Genomic DNA, 13,143 nt, shown 5'->3' with positions numbered 1-13,143 from the left:
CCGTTTGTCTAACCCTGGAACAAGTAAGTCTCGTGATGAGGTGCCGGTTTGACGCGCCGCCCTGGCGCGGACGTATAGAGTTCCGGTTCCCGGACAGGGCTCACGCCTGGGTTTGGTGCGTGGGTTCCGTGAGGCGAGCGGAGAGGCCGGCAAGGAGGATGGTGATGCCTTCATCGAGCTCGTCTTCACCGTCATAGTCGGCCAGGAGCGGGGCGATCGCGCGGAGGCGCGGGAATTCCTTGGCGGGCAGGCGGTGGAGGCCGAGGCGCAGGAGAGCTTCGTCCTCGTCAGGGTCGACGATGAATTCCTGCAGTTCGTTCAGGATGTGGCCGTAGAGGAAACCGTAGTAGGCGCGATAGACGTGCAGGGCGTCCGAAGGGGCGAACCCGGCCTCAATGAGTAAGTCCAGGATCTGTTCGAGGGGGCGCAGGGTGCCGACCGGGCGAAGTCCCATGGGGGTGGATAGGGGGCGCGTGACCAGGAGGGGGACGACATTGGGGTGTCGGAGTGCTATCAGGCGCAGGTCGTGGGCGATCCGGCGGAGTTGGCCCTGCCAGTCCGGGTCGTCCGGAAAGATGGTCCGTTCGTTCAAGACCAGTTCGGTGACTCCGTCCAGCAGTTCTGTCCGGCTCTTGGCGTAGCGGTACAGGCCCATGGGGTCCCTGCCGAGTTCCTGCCCGAGCCGTCGCATGGTGAGAGCGTCGAGTCCTTCAGCGTCCACCAAGGCCAGTGCGGTGGATAAAACCAACTCCCGGCTGAGCGCCTGCTTCCTGCCCGGTACCGCCTCGGCCAGGGGTTTCGTTGCCGGAGCCATGGTTTCCTCCTGTTGGATGCTTTGAGACGGGACCTCCTTGAGGAGGGAAGCAGCGGCTATCAGCCACTACAGAAACAGTCTACATTGTAGTGAATATGCATTGTCTATTCAGTAGTCTACGTGTACTGTCTACAATGTAGTCAGATGATGTAGACGGTTCAGTATGAGGCCCCAGAGCCCAGGGGAACCGGCCATGATGTTTCCTTCCGGATTCGCGAGAGCGCCCTTCCGGCCCCCTCCAGATCCCCTGTGCAAGGTCTGGAGGCCCAGCCGCCGTTGCCCTACGGCGGAACCAAGGTCACTTGAGCGGAAAGAGCCGCGCATGGCACGTTCCGGGCAACACCAGTTCCACGACGAATCCCCACCCATGGCAGCGGCACCTGGCGCTTACCGCACCAGAGAGAGCCGCAGCAGTGACTGCCCCCGGGTAGCTGCCCGGCCTGTGGACTCCTTGAGCAAAACTCTTACACCGCCCCAATATCCAGGAACGAGGCCAATCGTGGCGCAACAAACCCTTCTGCCCGCGAGTTACGTCGTTGACCGCATGCAAGATCTTGTCCTGAAGACACAGGATGTGAAGGAAATGCTGGATGAACTTGCCGATTTCTCAGCGGTCACTTTGACCGACCCTGCGCTCGCCTTCTGCAGCATCACACTCATGCGTCGGAAGAAGCCCGTGACAGTAGCAAGTAGTGAAGAACGGGCAATGCGCCTCGACCAAACGCAATACACGATAGGTGCTGGGCCTTGCCTTTCGGCGATCAGGGAACAGGTCGTCGTGCATGTGCCTGACTTGGCAAACGATGACCGCTGGCCCTCCTTCTCGTCGGCCGCGGTCCAGGTGGGGGTGGGATCCAGCCTGTCCGTTCCCCTGGCCCTTGAGGGGGAGGCCGAAGCCGGCCTGAATCTGTACTCCACCAAGGCCCGCGGATTCACCGAGGTGGACATTGATGTGGTCCAGGCGTACACGTATCACGCGTCCAAGGCACTTCGCGTGGCGGTTCGTCTCAGCCAGTTGGCCGAAACAAAGAAGCATCTCCTCGCCACCTTGGAATCCCGGACCACCATTGACCTGGCAACCGGCGCCATCATGGCCCAAAACCGTTGCAGCCAGGAAGCGGCAATGAAGATCCTGCAGGTCGCTTCCAGCACACGCAACGTCAAACTCCGGGACCTTGCCTCCTCGGTAGTCTCCTCCCTGACCAAGGACCCGAAGGTCCGGACCCACTTCGACGCTTAGGAGATTTGACCGGAGACGTGGAAGCCGCCCGCGGTCCCCGGAACCCGTGCGGACCTACCGATCACTCCCACAAGCCAGTACCGTGACTCGTGGAGATCGGAGAACCCATGAAAATCGTAGTGATCGGTGGCAGCGGCCATATTGGGTCCTTCCTTGTCCCCAGGCTTGTGCGCGCCGGACACGAGGTCGTCAACATCAGCCGCGGAAGCCGCCTGCCCTATGCCGATTTCCCCGAGTGGGAGCAGGTCCGCCAGGTCACCGCGGACCGTGAGCTCGAGGACCGCGAGGGTATCTTTGGTGACCGTATAGCTCAACTGGGCGCCGACGTCGTGGTTGACCTCATGTGCTTCACCGTTGGGTCGGCCACTGCGCTGGTGGATCGCTTGCGCGGCGAAACAGGCCATCTGCTGCACTGTGGCTCCATCTGGCGATACGGCGTCAGCCTGAAGTTGCCCCTTGCCGAAGGAGCGGACTTCGCCGAAGAGCCGGTGGATGAGTACGGGATCCAGAAGCGTGACATCGTGCGCATGCTCAAGGAGGAGACTGCTTCCGGAGGGTTGGCCACAACATCGGTTCATCCTGGGCACATCGTGGGTCCTGGATGGCAGCCGATCGGGCCTTTGGGCAACCTCGATCCTGGAGTGTGGCAGACGATTGCCTCAGGGCAGCCACTCCGGATTCCCGGAATCGGTAATGAACTGATGCATCATGTGCATGCCGACGACGTCGCGCAGGCCTTCGAGAAAGCCATCCTGAATCGGGACGCTGCGGCCGGGGAGGACTTCAATATTGTTGCTCCGAGCGCACTGACGGTGCGCGGTTACGTGAGCGTCGCTGCTTCCTGGTTTGGGCAGGTGCCCCGCATGGAAACCGTGGGCTGGGAGGAGTTCCGGCGGACCACCACCAAGGAATCTGCCGATATCAGCTGGGCCCACCTCTCCCGCAATCACTGCGTGAGTATCCACAAGGCAACCTCGCTGATCGGGTATACGCCGCGCTACGAACCCGAGCAGGCAGTGCTGGAATCTGTGCAGTGGCTCATCGGCAACGGACAACTCGACGTCCCGAAACTGCTGACATAAACCTGGACAACTGCCCACCCGAGGCCCGAAGCTTAAGGGGCCACAGGGGGAGTTTCATGGATAAAGTGCCGAACAACGCCGTCACGGACAGCCGGCTCGATCACGGGTTCTTCGTCCTGGGTGGAGTTGCCGCGGTGTGGCTGGCCTTCCTGCTGGTGGGGGAAAGCTTCCACTTGGGGTGGGGCCAGCTGTGGTTCTCCGTTGTCTTCTGGGCGATCCCGTCAATGTTGCGTTACTGGGAGCCGAGCCCCAGGTCCATGCGATCATGAGGTCCGCAGGATGGACCATGGCCGACGACGTCACTTTCGCCAGCAGCCGCCGCATCATAAGCTCCACCATTTTCCGGCAGAGCTACACCGAAGCGCCGGTCAGCCCCTTGTATCTCTTCGACCGGCAACAGGATTTCGCTTACCAACAAGAGGTCAACAACACCCCCGGAAAACGCCACCACGTCCGCTTCTGGCGTTGCCCTGAGGGGTGGCTCCTCCCCGGTGGGCACAAAGTGGATTGGCTCGCGGCAGGCACGTACGATCGCAGCGTCGGCTTCTCGCTCTTCACCCTGCAGATCACGCACAAAATCGAGCAGAACACGGACGTGGAGCGGGACCACATCGTTTCCACCGTTTGCGTCGCCGAGCCTGCCGTCACGGTGCAGGTGATCGAGGACTTCTCCACCGGATATCACACCCGCAACGGCGGCGGTGACTCCATCTCCACCGACGGCGACCTTCCCATCATCGACGCCAGCCGTGTCCAGGTCCCCGCCGACCAGCCGCCCAGCCGGACCGACAGCCGTGACCGGCGCCCGGCACCTATCGTGACCGGCGCTGTCCTGGTTGGTATCCGGGCGATTGCCGCTTTTACCTTGGCGATGACACTGCTGGGCTCCGGTAGCGACATCGGACTCGAAGACGTCGCCCTGGACCCGGAAACCACGACGACGGCGATTGTCACCATGGCGGTCATCGTCCTGCTCTTCGGGCTCGGTGAGGTGTTCCTGGCATGGCGGATTTTCCTTGGCAGCAACGGCGCCCGGGTAATCGCAATGGCCCTGAGCTCCATCTCGATCCTGGTGCAGGCCGTCGACTACTCCACCGGGACCGCGAATCTCACTCTCGAAGCGGGTCTCTCCGGACTTGCCTCGGACATCCTGGTCCTGCTGGCGTTGTCCAGCCAACGGGCAAGGGTCTACGCCAAACGGCAGCGCATCCCGGCCGTTCCGGCATCCGTGGTGGGGCGGGGCGTGTCCTCCTGACCTTCTTTGAGCGTGGGCTCTGTCCGACACGCCGTCGTTTGTGGCGTGTCGGGGTGGTTTCAGATTCAAAGTGGGTGGCGAAGGCACGGGGCAGGCAGGGCGTGCGGAGGTCATGAAGATCCACTGAATAGACTGGCTGCCAATCTCAACGTTCTGGTTGTCGATGACAACTCTCCCGATGGAACCGGGGCTGTGGCTGATCGACTGGCAGCGGAATCCAGCGGAACAGTGTCAGTCCTCCATCGGAAAGAAAAAGATGGGTTGGGCAGAGCGTACGTGGCAGGAATGACCCGCGCTCTGGCCGATGGCTCCGGGATCGTCATCCAGATGGACGCAGATCTGTCCCATCCCGTGCTGGCAATTCCCACCATGCTTGATCGGATTCAAACCTCCGGCGCGGCGCTGGTTATCGGCTCACGATATGTCTCCGGGGGTTCCACGGCTGCTGAATGGCCTTGGCATCGCAGGGCCCTCTCCGCTTGGGCGAATTTCTATGTGAGTGTGGTCCTGGGCTTGAAAGTCAAAGATGCAACGGCGGGTTTCAAGGCTTGGACCGCCTCTGCACTGAACGAGATTGATGTCCAGGCGGTTCGAAGTGACGGCTACTCATTCCAGGTTGAGATGAACTACCGGGCGGCAAGGCGAGGATTGGCAATCGCCGAAATTCCCATCCACTTTGAAGAACGCGTGGAAGGTGCCTAGAAGATGAATCTCCGCGAGCAGTTGGAGTCGGCGCTTACGCCGTGGAAGCTCCGCTTTCACAAGTAGGCCGTCCCGCAACCACCGACTTTGAATCCGCTGACGGCTGGAGACGCCGGTGAATGCGGCGTGTTGCACTGCCCGGAGATTCAAAGTGAGTGGTGAAGGTACGGGGCATGAAGCCAGCCACACAGTGAAAGCTGCCCCTAAGGTCCGACGGCGGCACTCACCTGGGCGCCGCCGTCGTGGGGCCGAAGGGCGCGGGGGTGGGAGAGCGTTCCAGGGTTAAACAAAAGAGCTCCGGAGTGCGTTATTGGGGGATACGCACTCCGGAGCGGTCTTTGAGCAGGCGCTTTCGCTGACCTGCAGTAATCACTCTACGTTGCGCGCAACCCCTTCGCCACCACCTCGAATAAGTACTTTCGCTTTAGTTTCTATGGGCAGCTTCCGGCCGTTTTTTCTGGGGGACAATCAGCACCGGCCGGCGTTGGTGATGGCTCAGCCACGCGGCCACTGAGCCGTTGAGTGCCTCGGAAATCCTGTGCCCCAAACCGGGCTCGGGCGTTCCCACAATGATCATGGACGCGTTGATGTCCGCGGCGAGCCTGCCCAAGGCCCGCGCCGGGTCACCTGCCAGCAGGCGCAAGGTCCAATCTGCCGTGCCGCCGTCCATCGCCTCCCCGATCACCCTGCCGAGGTCGCCGCGCACGGCCTCGACGTCGGCATCTTCCTTCTCCGGGTGGAGGGACATCCGGTGTGTCTCCCGGGCCGGGTCCCACTCGACGAGGTAACTTGCCTCGTCCACATATGCGCACACCAGCGGGACGCCGAGCCGCTCTGCCAAGGTCCGGGCAGTTTGGAGTACTTCAACATGCTGGTCCGGGAGAACCCCCACCACCAAGGGAATCGGTCCGCTGAAATTTTCCGCAGCCATACCCTTATTGTTGCGCCGGGGCGATCCAAAAAACAGGCTGTTGAAGGGGCCGGCGTCAGGTTTCCGCCGGCTTGTTCCACGTGAGGCGCACCTTGAAATTGGACGCCGTGCTTGCCGACGCGATGAAAGCGCCCGCCTCGGCATGAAGGTCAATGCCGAACTCCACGCTCACCTCATCCGGCCGGTTCTCCAGGCTCAGGAGCTCATCGATCACCCCCTGCACCGCTGGACGCACATGCGCAAGGGCCCGCTCGAACGTTTGCTGCGCCCGCGCGAACACCCCCGAATGGTCCCCCGCGTGATCACCGCCCCGGGTTACCAGGCTCCCCGCTGCGTTCGCGACCTCCACAACAACCGTGCCGCCGTCGTCGGTGGTGAATTCAACCAACCTGCTCATGTTCCTGTCCCTTCTCCGACGCCCGCAGTCGGCGGGCCGCCACCACGAAACCGATCCCGGCTGCGCACACAACCAGCAGCTGAATCAGCACAAAGTAGGCGTGAGTCCGGTACCAGGACTCAAGGAAGACACCCTTGTCCTGGACCCAGACCAGCGGAACCGTCACCGTGGGCCACAGCAGCAGCCACCCGTACGGCTCGGAAGTGCGGGAGCGCAGGGCAAGGATCCCCGCCCACAAACCGAAGCCCGCATGCACAAAACCGGCGACCACCGCAGTTGGATCCACCGTTTCGGTGAGCCCGGAGAGCCCAAAAAGAGCCCCCGAAACAACAACCCCCGTCATGACCACCCGGGCCATGGTGGTGCGGGCAGGTAGGCCCGCGACCGCCAACAGCAGGTACCCAAGAGGTGCCACCAGGCCGTAAACGATGCGGAGGGAGCCGTCGCCGCCGCTCTCGTACCAATAGTTGTCGTCCAACCACAGGAAGTAGACCGCGAAGCACGCCCCGAGTCCGCCCGCCACGATCAGTGCGACGCCGCCCCACAGCAGGGGCGTCCGCAGGGGTGGAGCCAACCCGCCAACGGAGACGGGTGCTGGGACGCCGGGTGCTGGCCCCCGGAGGCCAGCGGTCGACGGCGGGACCCCAGCGGGTGCCTCGGCTTTGGTGACGGAAGGGGCTGGGTTCAGTACTGAACGCGGTTGGGAGCCGGGGCCGGGGGCGGTGTATGGGCCGGGGTTGGCGCGGGTCGGGTCTTTCGTCCGTGCTGGCCGCTCCGGTAGATCCGCCGCCGTGTACGAACCGTGGGGCCTCTGATCGCCAGGCGTCGGAGGCACCTCAGCCGCTTCAGCGGGAGGTGGCTCTTTCGGCTTGGCCTTTTGGATCTCTGTCCGGGCCGCGGTTGCGAGCCCATCGGGATCTGCGGCATTGGGGTCCACGGTGGCCAACTCTGCCGACACGTCCAGCACTGCTTCCCAGGATCCCAGGGAGGAATGGTATCGAAGCTCTCCTTGCAGGTCCGATATCCGTTGCCGGCGCTCGCAGTCCTGGCGTCGGGCGGCGGCGTCAGGGAACCCGGGGTCCTCCTGCACCGCGGCGAAGCCATCAGCCGCGGCCAGCCAGTCTTCGGCTTCCTCTGCTTTGAGCGCTTCACGGTAGGTGCGGTCCAGCTCCAGCCGGTGCCGGGCGCTGTCTCTGAGCGCCGTCGCGTCCCGGTATCCAGGCTCCAGCGTGAGGAGGTCTTCGAACAGTTCCACTGCCTGTTCCAAGCGCCGGGCCCGCAACTCAGCGGACGCCTGGACATACAGGGCCCGCAACTGCGCCCGTTTCATGGCCTGCCCGGCGTTGGCCTGCGGTTCTGTGGCCGGCACCGGCGCCGCCTCGGCCGGCGTGGATTGGCCCTGACCGGTTCCGGGCGGTGAGGCCGGCGCAGATGCGTGGGCTGGTTCCGAAGCCTGACCGCCCGAGGCCCTTGCCGCCGTCGAACTTTCAACCGAAGCCGGCGCGCGCGGTGTTCCTGTGAGTGTGAACAGCTGGGTGGTGCCGCCGCGGACGTAGAGGGCCGGGGTGACCCATTCGAGCGTTCCGTCCGGGCTGGCCATGACAGAGATTCTGCCCACCCGCGCTGCCTCGTCCACGGTGCGACCGTTGGCGATTGCTGCGTAGAAGCCGTGGGCGAAGGCGATGGCGGCGGAGTCGCTGATGGCGAACTGCATGGCAGCCACGGCGCCGATCCCACTCCGGACCAGAGCGGACGCGGTGCCGGAGAAGAGGTCCGACTGCCCCATTTCCCCGGAGGAACACGAGTTCAGCACCACCAGCCGTGGGCGGGGAGCAGCGACGCTGAGCAGGGCCATGAGGCGGACGGCCCGGACCATGGCTGCCCTTCCGTCAGGTCCCACCAGCGCGATCCTGCCTTCGTCGGTGCGGGAGTCGTAGTCGCCGTGGCCTACAAAGTGGACCACATGCCAAGGCCCGGCCAGCAGCATGGATTGCACGTCATCCCAGGTTCCGCTTTTCGCCCAGACCAGCTCCACCCGGCCTTCGGACACCGGCCCGGCCAGGGCCCGGCTCAGATGGTCCTTCTCGGCGGTGACGTCCAAGCTGGGCAGGTCCCGCGGCGAGGCGACGATCCCCAGAATGCGCAGGGGAGGAGCCACATCCAGGGGATTCAGGTTGTAGTCAGGCGCGGGGACATGGCGGAGGAGGGGCTCAGTCTGGCAGAGGTAGGTTTCGGTTTCGGGATCAAACAGGGTCTCCCACGGCATGGTTGCCAGTTCAGGGGCGGACAACCTCAGGACCACCCTGAGCTGCTGGCCTGCATGCTGCGCCGCACCGAGGCTCGCCCGGTAGGTGCCGTAAACCTCGCGGGTGAACAAGGCCTGGAACAACTGCTGGCCCACTTCACGGACGGCCATCTCAGCCACGGGCATGGTCCTGCGGGCGGCCACGGCGGACGCCAGGACGGTGGCTTCAAGCTGGGGGAGCCGTCCAAGGATGCCCTCCACGTCCAGGGTGAACATGCCCGAGGCATGGCCTCCCGCCGGTGCACGGACCACGCGCACCGTGTATTCGCCGCGTGCAGAGCCGGCATCAATCTCCAGCTCGATGTCACAGTCCATCGCGGATCCCTTGTGTGACGGGCAGTCCGGCCGACCATCGAGTGGGCCGGGAGCACCCTTAGGAATAGATTGGCCCTAAGCCCGGCCCGCCACAAGAGCCGGACCCTTGTAGACGCTCCTGACCCGGCCTACGGTTAATCCGGGCCCACGGCGCATCAGAACCCATGGCTCATCTGACGGAAGGCGGTCCGCGATGGAAATTTTCATGTGGTGGCTTGATCTGCACCTCGACAGCAAGGAATGGCTGCGTGAGAACCTGCGCGCCGACGAACTTCCGCTACCCGTGCTGCAGCATATTGCTGAGGCCGGCGGGCCCCATCCGGACAAGGTCAGCGGCGTGCTGACAGATGCGGATTGGGACTTCATCGAGACACAATCCGAGTTCGTGGACTGACGGGACTGACTGGCTGGCCTGACTGACGGCGGCTTAGCCGGCGGGCTTCCAGCCCAATGCCGGCCCCAGTTTGACTGCAATGTCGGTGAGGATTTGTACGTAGTCCTCATGGTCAAAGCTGAAGGGCAGCGCGAAGGCCACTTCGTCCACTTCCTGGAATCCTCGGTGGGCGTAGAGCTGCTCGGCGATGTCGTCGCTGGTGCCGATGATGTCCTGTGCGAACATCATGCCCTTCGGCCCTTGGGGCGCGCGGGTGCGTGGCGTACGTTCGTCGACGTAGCGTTGGTACTTCTTCCGCTGGGCAGCTGAGGCCGAGTCTGTGGGAATCACTACCAGGCCTTGCGAGGCCCGGGCGGTGTTCCCCGACTGGGCTGCGGCTTCACGGTAGGCGCGGATCTCTGACTGCTGGACCCCGGCGAAGTCCGGTTCTTGGTCCTTGTCCGGGAAGATCACACTGCTGGAGAGAAGATTGAAGCCGTTTTCCCCTGCCCACACCGCCGATTTCATACTCGCCGCCCCATACCAAAGCCGCGAACGCAGCCCGGCGGAGTGTGGTTCCACGCGGTTGGAGAATTCTTCCACCACGCCCTGCTTACCGGAGAAGTCCCGCACTTTCTCCCCGGCGATCAGGCGGGCAAGCCGGCTCACGCGGGCGTAGCTGAAGTCCTCCACGCCGGCAGTGTCCGGGTAGAGCTCATGTTTTACGGTGTCGTAATTCATGGGTTCGCCGACGCTCAGCCCCGGATTGATCCGACCGCCGGAGAGGAGGTCCACGGTGGCCAGGTCTTCCGCAAGGCGCAAAGGGTTTTCCCAGCCCAACGGAGTCACCGCGGTGCCCAGCTCAATCCTGGAGGTGCGCTGGCTTGCCGCAGCCATGACCGCTACCGGCGAGGAGATCCCGAACTGCAGGTGGCGGTGCCGGAGCCACGCACTGTCGAAGCCAAGCCTCTCCCCGAGCTCGATGATCTCCAACGTGGACTGGTGCCCGGCAGCGGGATCCGTGGGATCGAACAGGCCAATAGTGAGGAAACCAAGCTTGCGCAGGGGATGTTCGGGGGTGGGCATGGGCTTCCTTCACGGTAGGGCGGCGGCTACTTGCCCAGAATAGGCTCCGGTCCCGCTGTCGACGGCGGGACGTTACCTTTTGTGATGCCCGGACCGTTCACAGCGGAAGGACTGCTCGTGGCGGCGGGGCCAGGCGCGGCGTGCGGTCGGGCTAGGCGCAGGTGGCGACTGGGCGGGCGGCGGCGACGATCACCTGGGCGGCAGTGTCGGGGGCAAGAGAGTGGATCTCGTGAGCATGGGGCGTCACGTGCTCAGCCTGCATGGGCTGCACAGGACGCTGCGCGGGGCCCTCCTTGGCCCGCATCCGGAGAAGCGCCACAGCGGAGATCAGGAACCACGCCACGTTGGTCACCACGGAGGGCCAGGCCCCATGAAGGGTGCCGTTGACGATGAAGGCGCACGAACCAAAGAGGTTCACGGTCTGGAAGGTGGTGCCCGCCTGCAACCAGCCCATGGACACTGCCATGTAGCCGCCGAGCATTGCCACTGCGCCGGCCCAGCCGGTGATTTCGAACAGCAGTTCCATGGGAGTCCTTTCAAGATTTTAGGCACCCCGGTGACGCCGGCGGGCGGCGTGTGGTCCGGAGTGGAGGCTTGATTCGCTAGACGTGTTGCGTTGCTGAATCGTGCTTTTGAGTCAATATTGAGTGACGATGACCTTTAGATCAATTGCAATATTCTGAAGACCGTGTTTAGGAGTGCTTAACATGGATGTGGACCCACGCCGGCTGCTGGTTCTCCTTGCTGTCGCCCGCACTGGAGGCGTTCTGGCGGCGGCTGACGAACTGCGGATTACGCCGTCTGCGGTGTCGCAGCAGCTCAGCAAACTCGAGACTGAGGCAGGTCAGGCGCTACTCCTGCGCACCCCCAAAGGATCAATGCTCACACCCGCCGGCTTGGCCATGGCAGAGGCAGGGGAAGAGATAGAACGGGCACTCAACGTCGCCCGCGCCCGGATGCAAAGCGAGGTCAACATCGCAGGAGTCGTGCGGGTGGGCGGATTCACCAGTTTCATGCGCACAGTGGTGATCCCGCGACTTCCCGAGTGGCGCAGCCAATACCCTCAGCTGCAGATACAGATCGTTGAGGACAGCTTCCCGGCGGTGATGCGGCTGCTCCGCCAGCGACAGTTGGATGCTGTGGTCATCGAACAGGATTCGACGGCGGCAGAGCAGCATCCGATGGCGGCCGGAATGGTCCAGGAGCCCCTGCTGGATGAGCCGTGGAAGCTCGTGGTGCCCGCAGGAAGCCTGCTTGGCACGGACAACATCGACCTAAGCCGCTTGCACTTGCCATGGCTGGGGGTGGAGCCGTCAGCAGCCAATACTGCAGTGCTCGGACGCCTCCGCCACTCGACGGGAGCACGGATTGAGACTGTCCATCAGTACCACGACACCCTCACCGCGCTGGCGCTCGTCGCTGCCGGCGAGGGGGTGGCCATTGTGCCCACCCTGGCGCTGACCGGCGTTGTCCACGACCATGTAGACATCCTGGACGTTCCTGGGCTGGGCACCCGCCATATCGCCCTGCGACGCTTCGATCGGCGACGGGCAGCGAGTCTTCCTGTGGACACGGTGGCCCGGCTGCTGAGGGAATCTGCGGCGGCGTTCGACACCCGATCGGCCTCCTGACCTGTCCCGCCTTCGAGGACGGGACAGGTACAGGCAGGCACACGCAGGCGGCGCTAGTTCAGCGCCGGAGTGTCGGCAGGGATGACACCGGAGCCGTACAGATCCGAGGCCAGATCCTGAAGCGCACGCAGGGCCACCCGCTGGGTGAACGGACCGTAGGACACGCGTGCCACGCCAAGTTCCTGAAGCTCTGCGGCCGGCAGCGCTCCCGGCGCGCCGATCACGGAGAGCTTCCCGTGCCCGAGGCCTTCCACCAAGGGCTCGATGACCTCACGGGTCATGGCACCTGGCACGAAGACCAGCGAAGCTCCGGCGTCCAGGAAGGCGCGTCCCCGGGCGATGGCGTCCTGGATGCTCTCCTCAATCGGCCGGTCTCCACCCCGGGCAATCGCGTCGGTGCGCGCATTCAGCTGGAACGGGATGCCTTCCCCGGCAGCAGCCGAGATGATGGCCTGTACGCGGGCAACGGCCTCGTCGAAGGGCCGCAAGCGGTCTTCAACGTTTGCGCCCACCACGCCAATTCCAATCGCCCGGCGGATGGTTTCGGCAGGATTGTCGTAGCCATCGTCCAGGTCTGCGGTGACCGGGTGATGCACGGCGTCGACAATTCGCTTCACACCGTCCAGCGCCACGTCCAGGGGCATGGTTCCGTCGGCATATCCGAAGGCTGCCGCAATGGAATGCCCCGCAGTGGCGATGGCCTTCGTTTCAGGAAGTCCTGCAATCGTGCGGGCACTGATGGCGTCCCACACATTGACCACACTCAGGATTTCAGGGGCTTCGTGCAGGGCTTTCAGCTGTTGTGCACGTGCATTGATGTTTGCTTCAGTCATCGTCGCTCTCCGTAACTGTTGTTCTTCGTGCTCCACGGGTGGGACCAATCCCACTTGCCTCCCACAGCCTAGGCATAACGTCACGCAACGCGATACCAAGCGCCCGCGGGCAGTGAACGACCCACCCTTGACTCGTGGCCTTCTCCAGGTTTGGCGCCGCCGCCGCGGAGCCGTTGGCG

The 13,143-nt window shown here is 63.8% G+C and carries 14 protein-coding genes; 7 read left to right on the top strand and 7 right to left on the bottom strand.

Annotation, left to right across the window (positions count from 1 at the left end):
* Nucleotides 1-100: 100 nt before the first annotated feature.
* Nucleotides 101-814 carry a TetR/AcrR family transcriptional regulator C-terminal domain-containing protein gene (locus tag QEH68_RS20810; RefSeq protein WP_207595492.1) on the bottom strand — a complete coding sequence of 238 codons (714 nt, stop codon included), beginning with the start codon at nt 812-814 and terminating at the stop codon, nt 101-103.
* 499 nt (nt 815-1,313) lie between these two features.
* On the opposite strand from QEH68_RS20810, the gene QEH68_RS20805 reads away from it, so the two are divergent.
* The 5 genes from QEH68_RS20805 (at nt 1,314) to QEH68_RS20785 (ending at nt 5,093) form a co-directional block, all read left to right on the top strand.
* Nucleotides 1,314-2,054 (top strand): GAF and ANTAR domain-containing protein, encoded by a 741-nt coding sequence (locus tag QEH68_RS20805; protein ID WP_242703446.1) that lies wholly within the window; start codon nt 1,314-1,316, stop codon nt 2,052-2,054.
* 107 nt (nt 2,055-2,161) lie between these two features.
* Nucleotides 2,162-3,136, top strand: a complete 975-nt coding sequence (locus QEH68_RS20800) for an NAD-dependent epimerase/dehydratase family protein (RefSeq protein WP_280624832.1) — start codon at nt 2,162-2,164, stop codon at nt 3,134-3,136.
* 56 nt (nt 3,137-3,192) lie between these two features.
* Complete coding sequence (locus QEH68_RS20795) at nt 3,193-3,405, top strand: hypothetical protein (RefSeq protein ID WP_280624830.1); 213 nt, start codon at nt 3,193-3,195, stop codon at nt 3,403-3,405.
* Nucleotides 3,402-4,391, top strand: a complete 990-nt coding sequence (locus QEH68_RS20790; protein WP_280624828.1) for an LssY C-terminal domain-containing protein — start codon at nt 3,402-3,404, stop codon at nt 4,389-4,391. Before QEH68_RS20795 ends, QEH68_RS20790 begins: the two co-directional genes overlap by 4 nt.
* 192 nt (nt 4,392-4,583) lie before the next feature.
* A complete protein-coding gene (locus tag QEH68_RS20785; protein ID WP_280624825.1) occupies nt 4,584-5,093 on the top strand; it encodes a glycosyltransferase in 510 nt (169 codons plus the stop codon).
* Nucleotides 5,094-5,517: 424 nt separating this feature from the next.
* Here the strand turns inward: QEH68_RS20785 and QEH68_RS20780 are convergent, their stop codons facing one another.
* Genes QEH68_RS20780 through QEH68_RS20770 form a run of 3 tightly spaced genes read right to left on the bottom strand, consistent with a single transcriptional unit; the run spans nt 5,518 to nt 9,041 of the window.
* Nucleotides 5,518-6,024 carry a universal stress protein gene (locus tag QEH68_RS20780; RefSeq protein WP_280624823.1) on the bottom strand — a complete coding sequence of 169 codons (507 nt, stop codon included), beginning with the start codon at nt 6,022-6,024 and terminating at the stop codon, nt 5,518-5,520.
* A 55-nt stretch (nt 6,025-6,079) separates the two neighbouring features.
* Nucleotides 6,080-6,421, bottom strand: coding sequence for a CU044_2847 family protein (locus tag QEH68_RS20775; protein ID WP_207595488.1), 342 nt, complete (start codon nt 6,419-6,421; stop codon nt 6,080-6,082).
* A complete protein-coding gene (locus tag QEH68_RS20770) occupies nt 6,405-9,041 on the bottom strand; it encodes a CHAT domain-containing protein (protein ID WP_280624820.1) in 2,637 nt (878 codons plus the stop codon). The genes QEH68_RS20775 and QEH68_RS20770 overlap by 17 nt, the downstream gene beginning before the upstream one ends.
* Before the next feature lie 193 nt (nt 9,042-9,234).
* Between QEH68_RS20770 and QEH68_RS20765 the strand changes: the two genes are divergently transcribed.
* Complete coding sequence (locus tag QEH68_RS20765; protein WP_207595485.1) at nt 9,235-9,435, top strand: hypothetical protein; 201 nt, start codon at nt 9,235-9,237, stop codon at nt 9,433-9,435.
* A 33-nt stretch (nt 9,436-9,468) separates the two neighbouring features.
* On the opposite strand, the gene QEH68_RS20760 is transcribed toward QEH68_RS20765, so the two are convergent.
* Nucleotides 9,469-10,500, bottom strand: coding sequence for an LLM class flavin-dependent oxidoreductase (locus tag QEH68_RS20760; RefSeq protein ID WP_280624818.1), 1,032 nt, complete (start codon nt 10,498-10,500; stop codon nt 9,469-9,471).
* A gap of 151 nt (nt 10,501-10,651) precedes the next feature.
* Nucleotides 10,652-11,026, bottom strand: coding sequence for a YgjV family protein (locus QEH68_RS20755; protein ID WP_207595483.1), 375 nt, complete (start codon nt 11,024-11,026; stop codon nt 10,652-10,654).
* A 181-nt stretch (nt 11,027-11,207) separates the two neighbouring features.
* Between QEH68_RS20755 and QEH68_RS20750 the strand changes: the two genes are divergently transcribed.
* Nucleotides 11,208-12,131: a LysR family transcriptional regulator gene (locus QEH68_RS20750; protein WP_089596932.1), complete on the top strand. Its 924-nt coding sequence runs from the start codon at nt 11,208-11,210 to the stop codon at nt 12,129-12,131.
* Between the two features lie 53 nt (nt 12,132-12,184).
* Here QEH68_RS20750 and QEH68_RS20745 read toward each other — a convergent pair whose 3' ends face one another.
* Nucleotides 12,185-12,964, bottom strand: coding sequence for an isocitrate lyase/phosphoenolpyruvate mutase family protein (locus QEH68_RS20745; RefSeq protein ID WP_280624814.1), 780 nt, complete (start codon nt 12,962-12,964; stop codon nt 12,185-12,187).
* Nucleotides 12,965-13,143 lie beyond the last annotated feature (179 nt).

It is taken from the genome of Paenarthrobacter sp. OM7 (genome assembly GCF_029873575.1).
Taxonomy (GTDB): Bacteria; Actinomycetota; Actinomycetes; order Actinomycetales; family Micrococcaceae; genus Arthrobacter.
Note: the sequence above shows the minus strand (reverse complement) of the source record. Positions and strands in the feature narration are given on the sequence as shown.

Bases quoted from the DNA above. Each gene is read 5' to 3' on its own strand.
- QEH68_RS20810 (WP_207595492.1), bottom strand. From the start codon at position 814: ATGGCTCCGGCAACGAAACCCCTGGCCGAGGCGGTACCGGGCAGGAAG.
- QEH68_RS20800 (WP_280624832.1), top strand. From the start codon at position 2,162: ATGAAAATCGTAGTGATCGGTGGCAGCGGCCATATTGGGTCCTTCCTT.
- QEH68_RS20795 (WP_280624830.1), top strand. From the start codon at position 3,193: ATGGATAAAGTGCCGAACAACGCCGTCACGGACAGCCGGCTCGATCAC.
- QEH68_RS20790 (WP_280624828.1), top strand. From the start codon at position 3,402: ATGAGGTCCGCAGGATGGACCATGGCCGACGACGTCACTTTCGCCAGC.
- QEH68_RS20780 (WP_280624823.1), bottom strand. From the start codon at position 6,024: ATGGCTGCGGAAAATTTCAGCGGACCGATTCCCTTGGTGGTGGGGGTT.
- QEH68_RS20775 (WP_207595488.1), bottom strand. From the start codon at position 6,421: ATGAGCAGGTTGGTTGAATTCACCACCGACGACGGCGGCACGGTTGTT.
- QEH68_RS20770 (WP_280624820.1), bottom strand. From the start codon at position 9,041: ATGGACTGTGACATCGAGCTGGAGATTGATGCCGGCTCTGCACGCGGC.
- QEH68_RS20765 (WP_207595485.1), top strand. From the start codon at position 9,235: ATGGAAATTTTCATGTGGTGGCTTGATCTGCACCTCGACAGCAAGGAA.
- QEH68_RS20760 (WP_280624818.1), bottom strand. From the start codon at position 10,500: ATGCCCACCCCCGAACATCCCCTGCGCAAGCTTGGTTTCCTCACTATT.
- QEH68_RS20755 (WP_207595483.1), bottom strand. From the start codon at position 11,026: ATGGAACTGCTGTTCGAAATCACCGGCTGGGCCGGCGCAGTGGCAATG.
- QEH68_RS20750 (WP_089596932.1), top strand. From the start codon at position 11,208: ATGGATGTGGACCCACGCCGGCTGCTGGTTCTCCTTGCTGTCGCCCGC.
- QEH68_RS20745 (WP_280624814.1), bottom strand. From the start codon at position 12,964: ATGACTGAAGCAAACATCAATGCACGTGCACAACAGCTGAAAGCCCTG.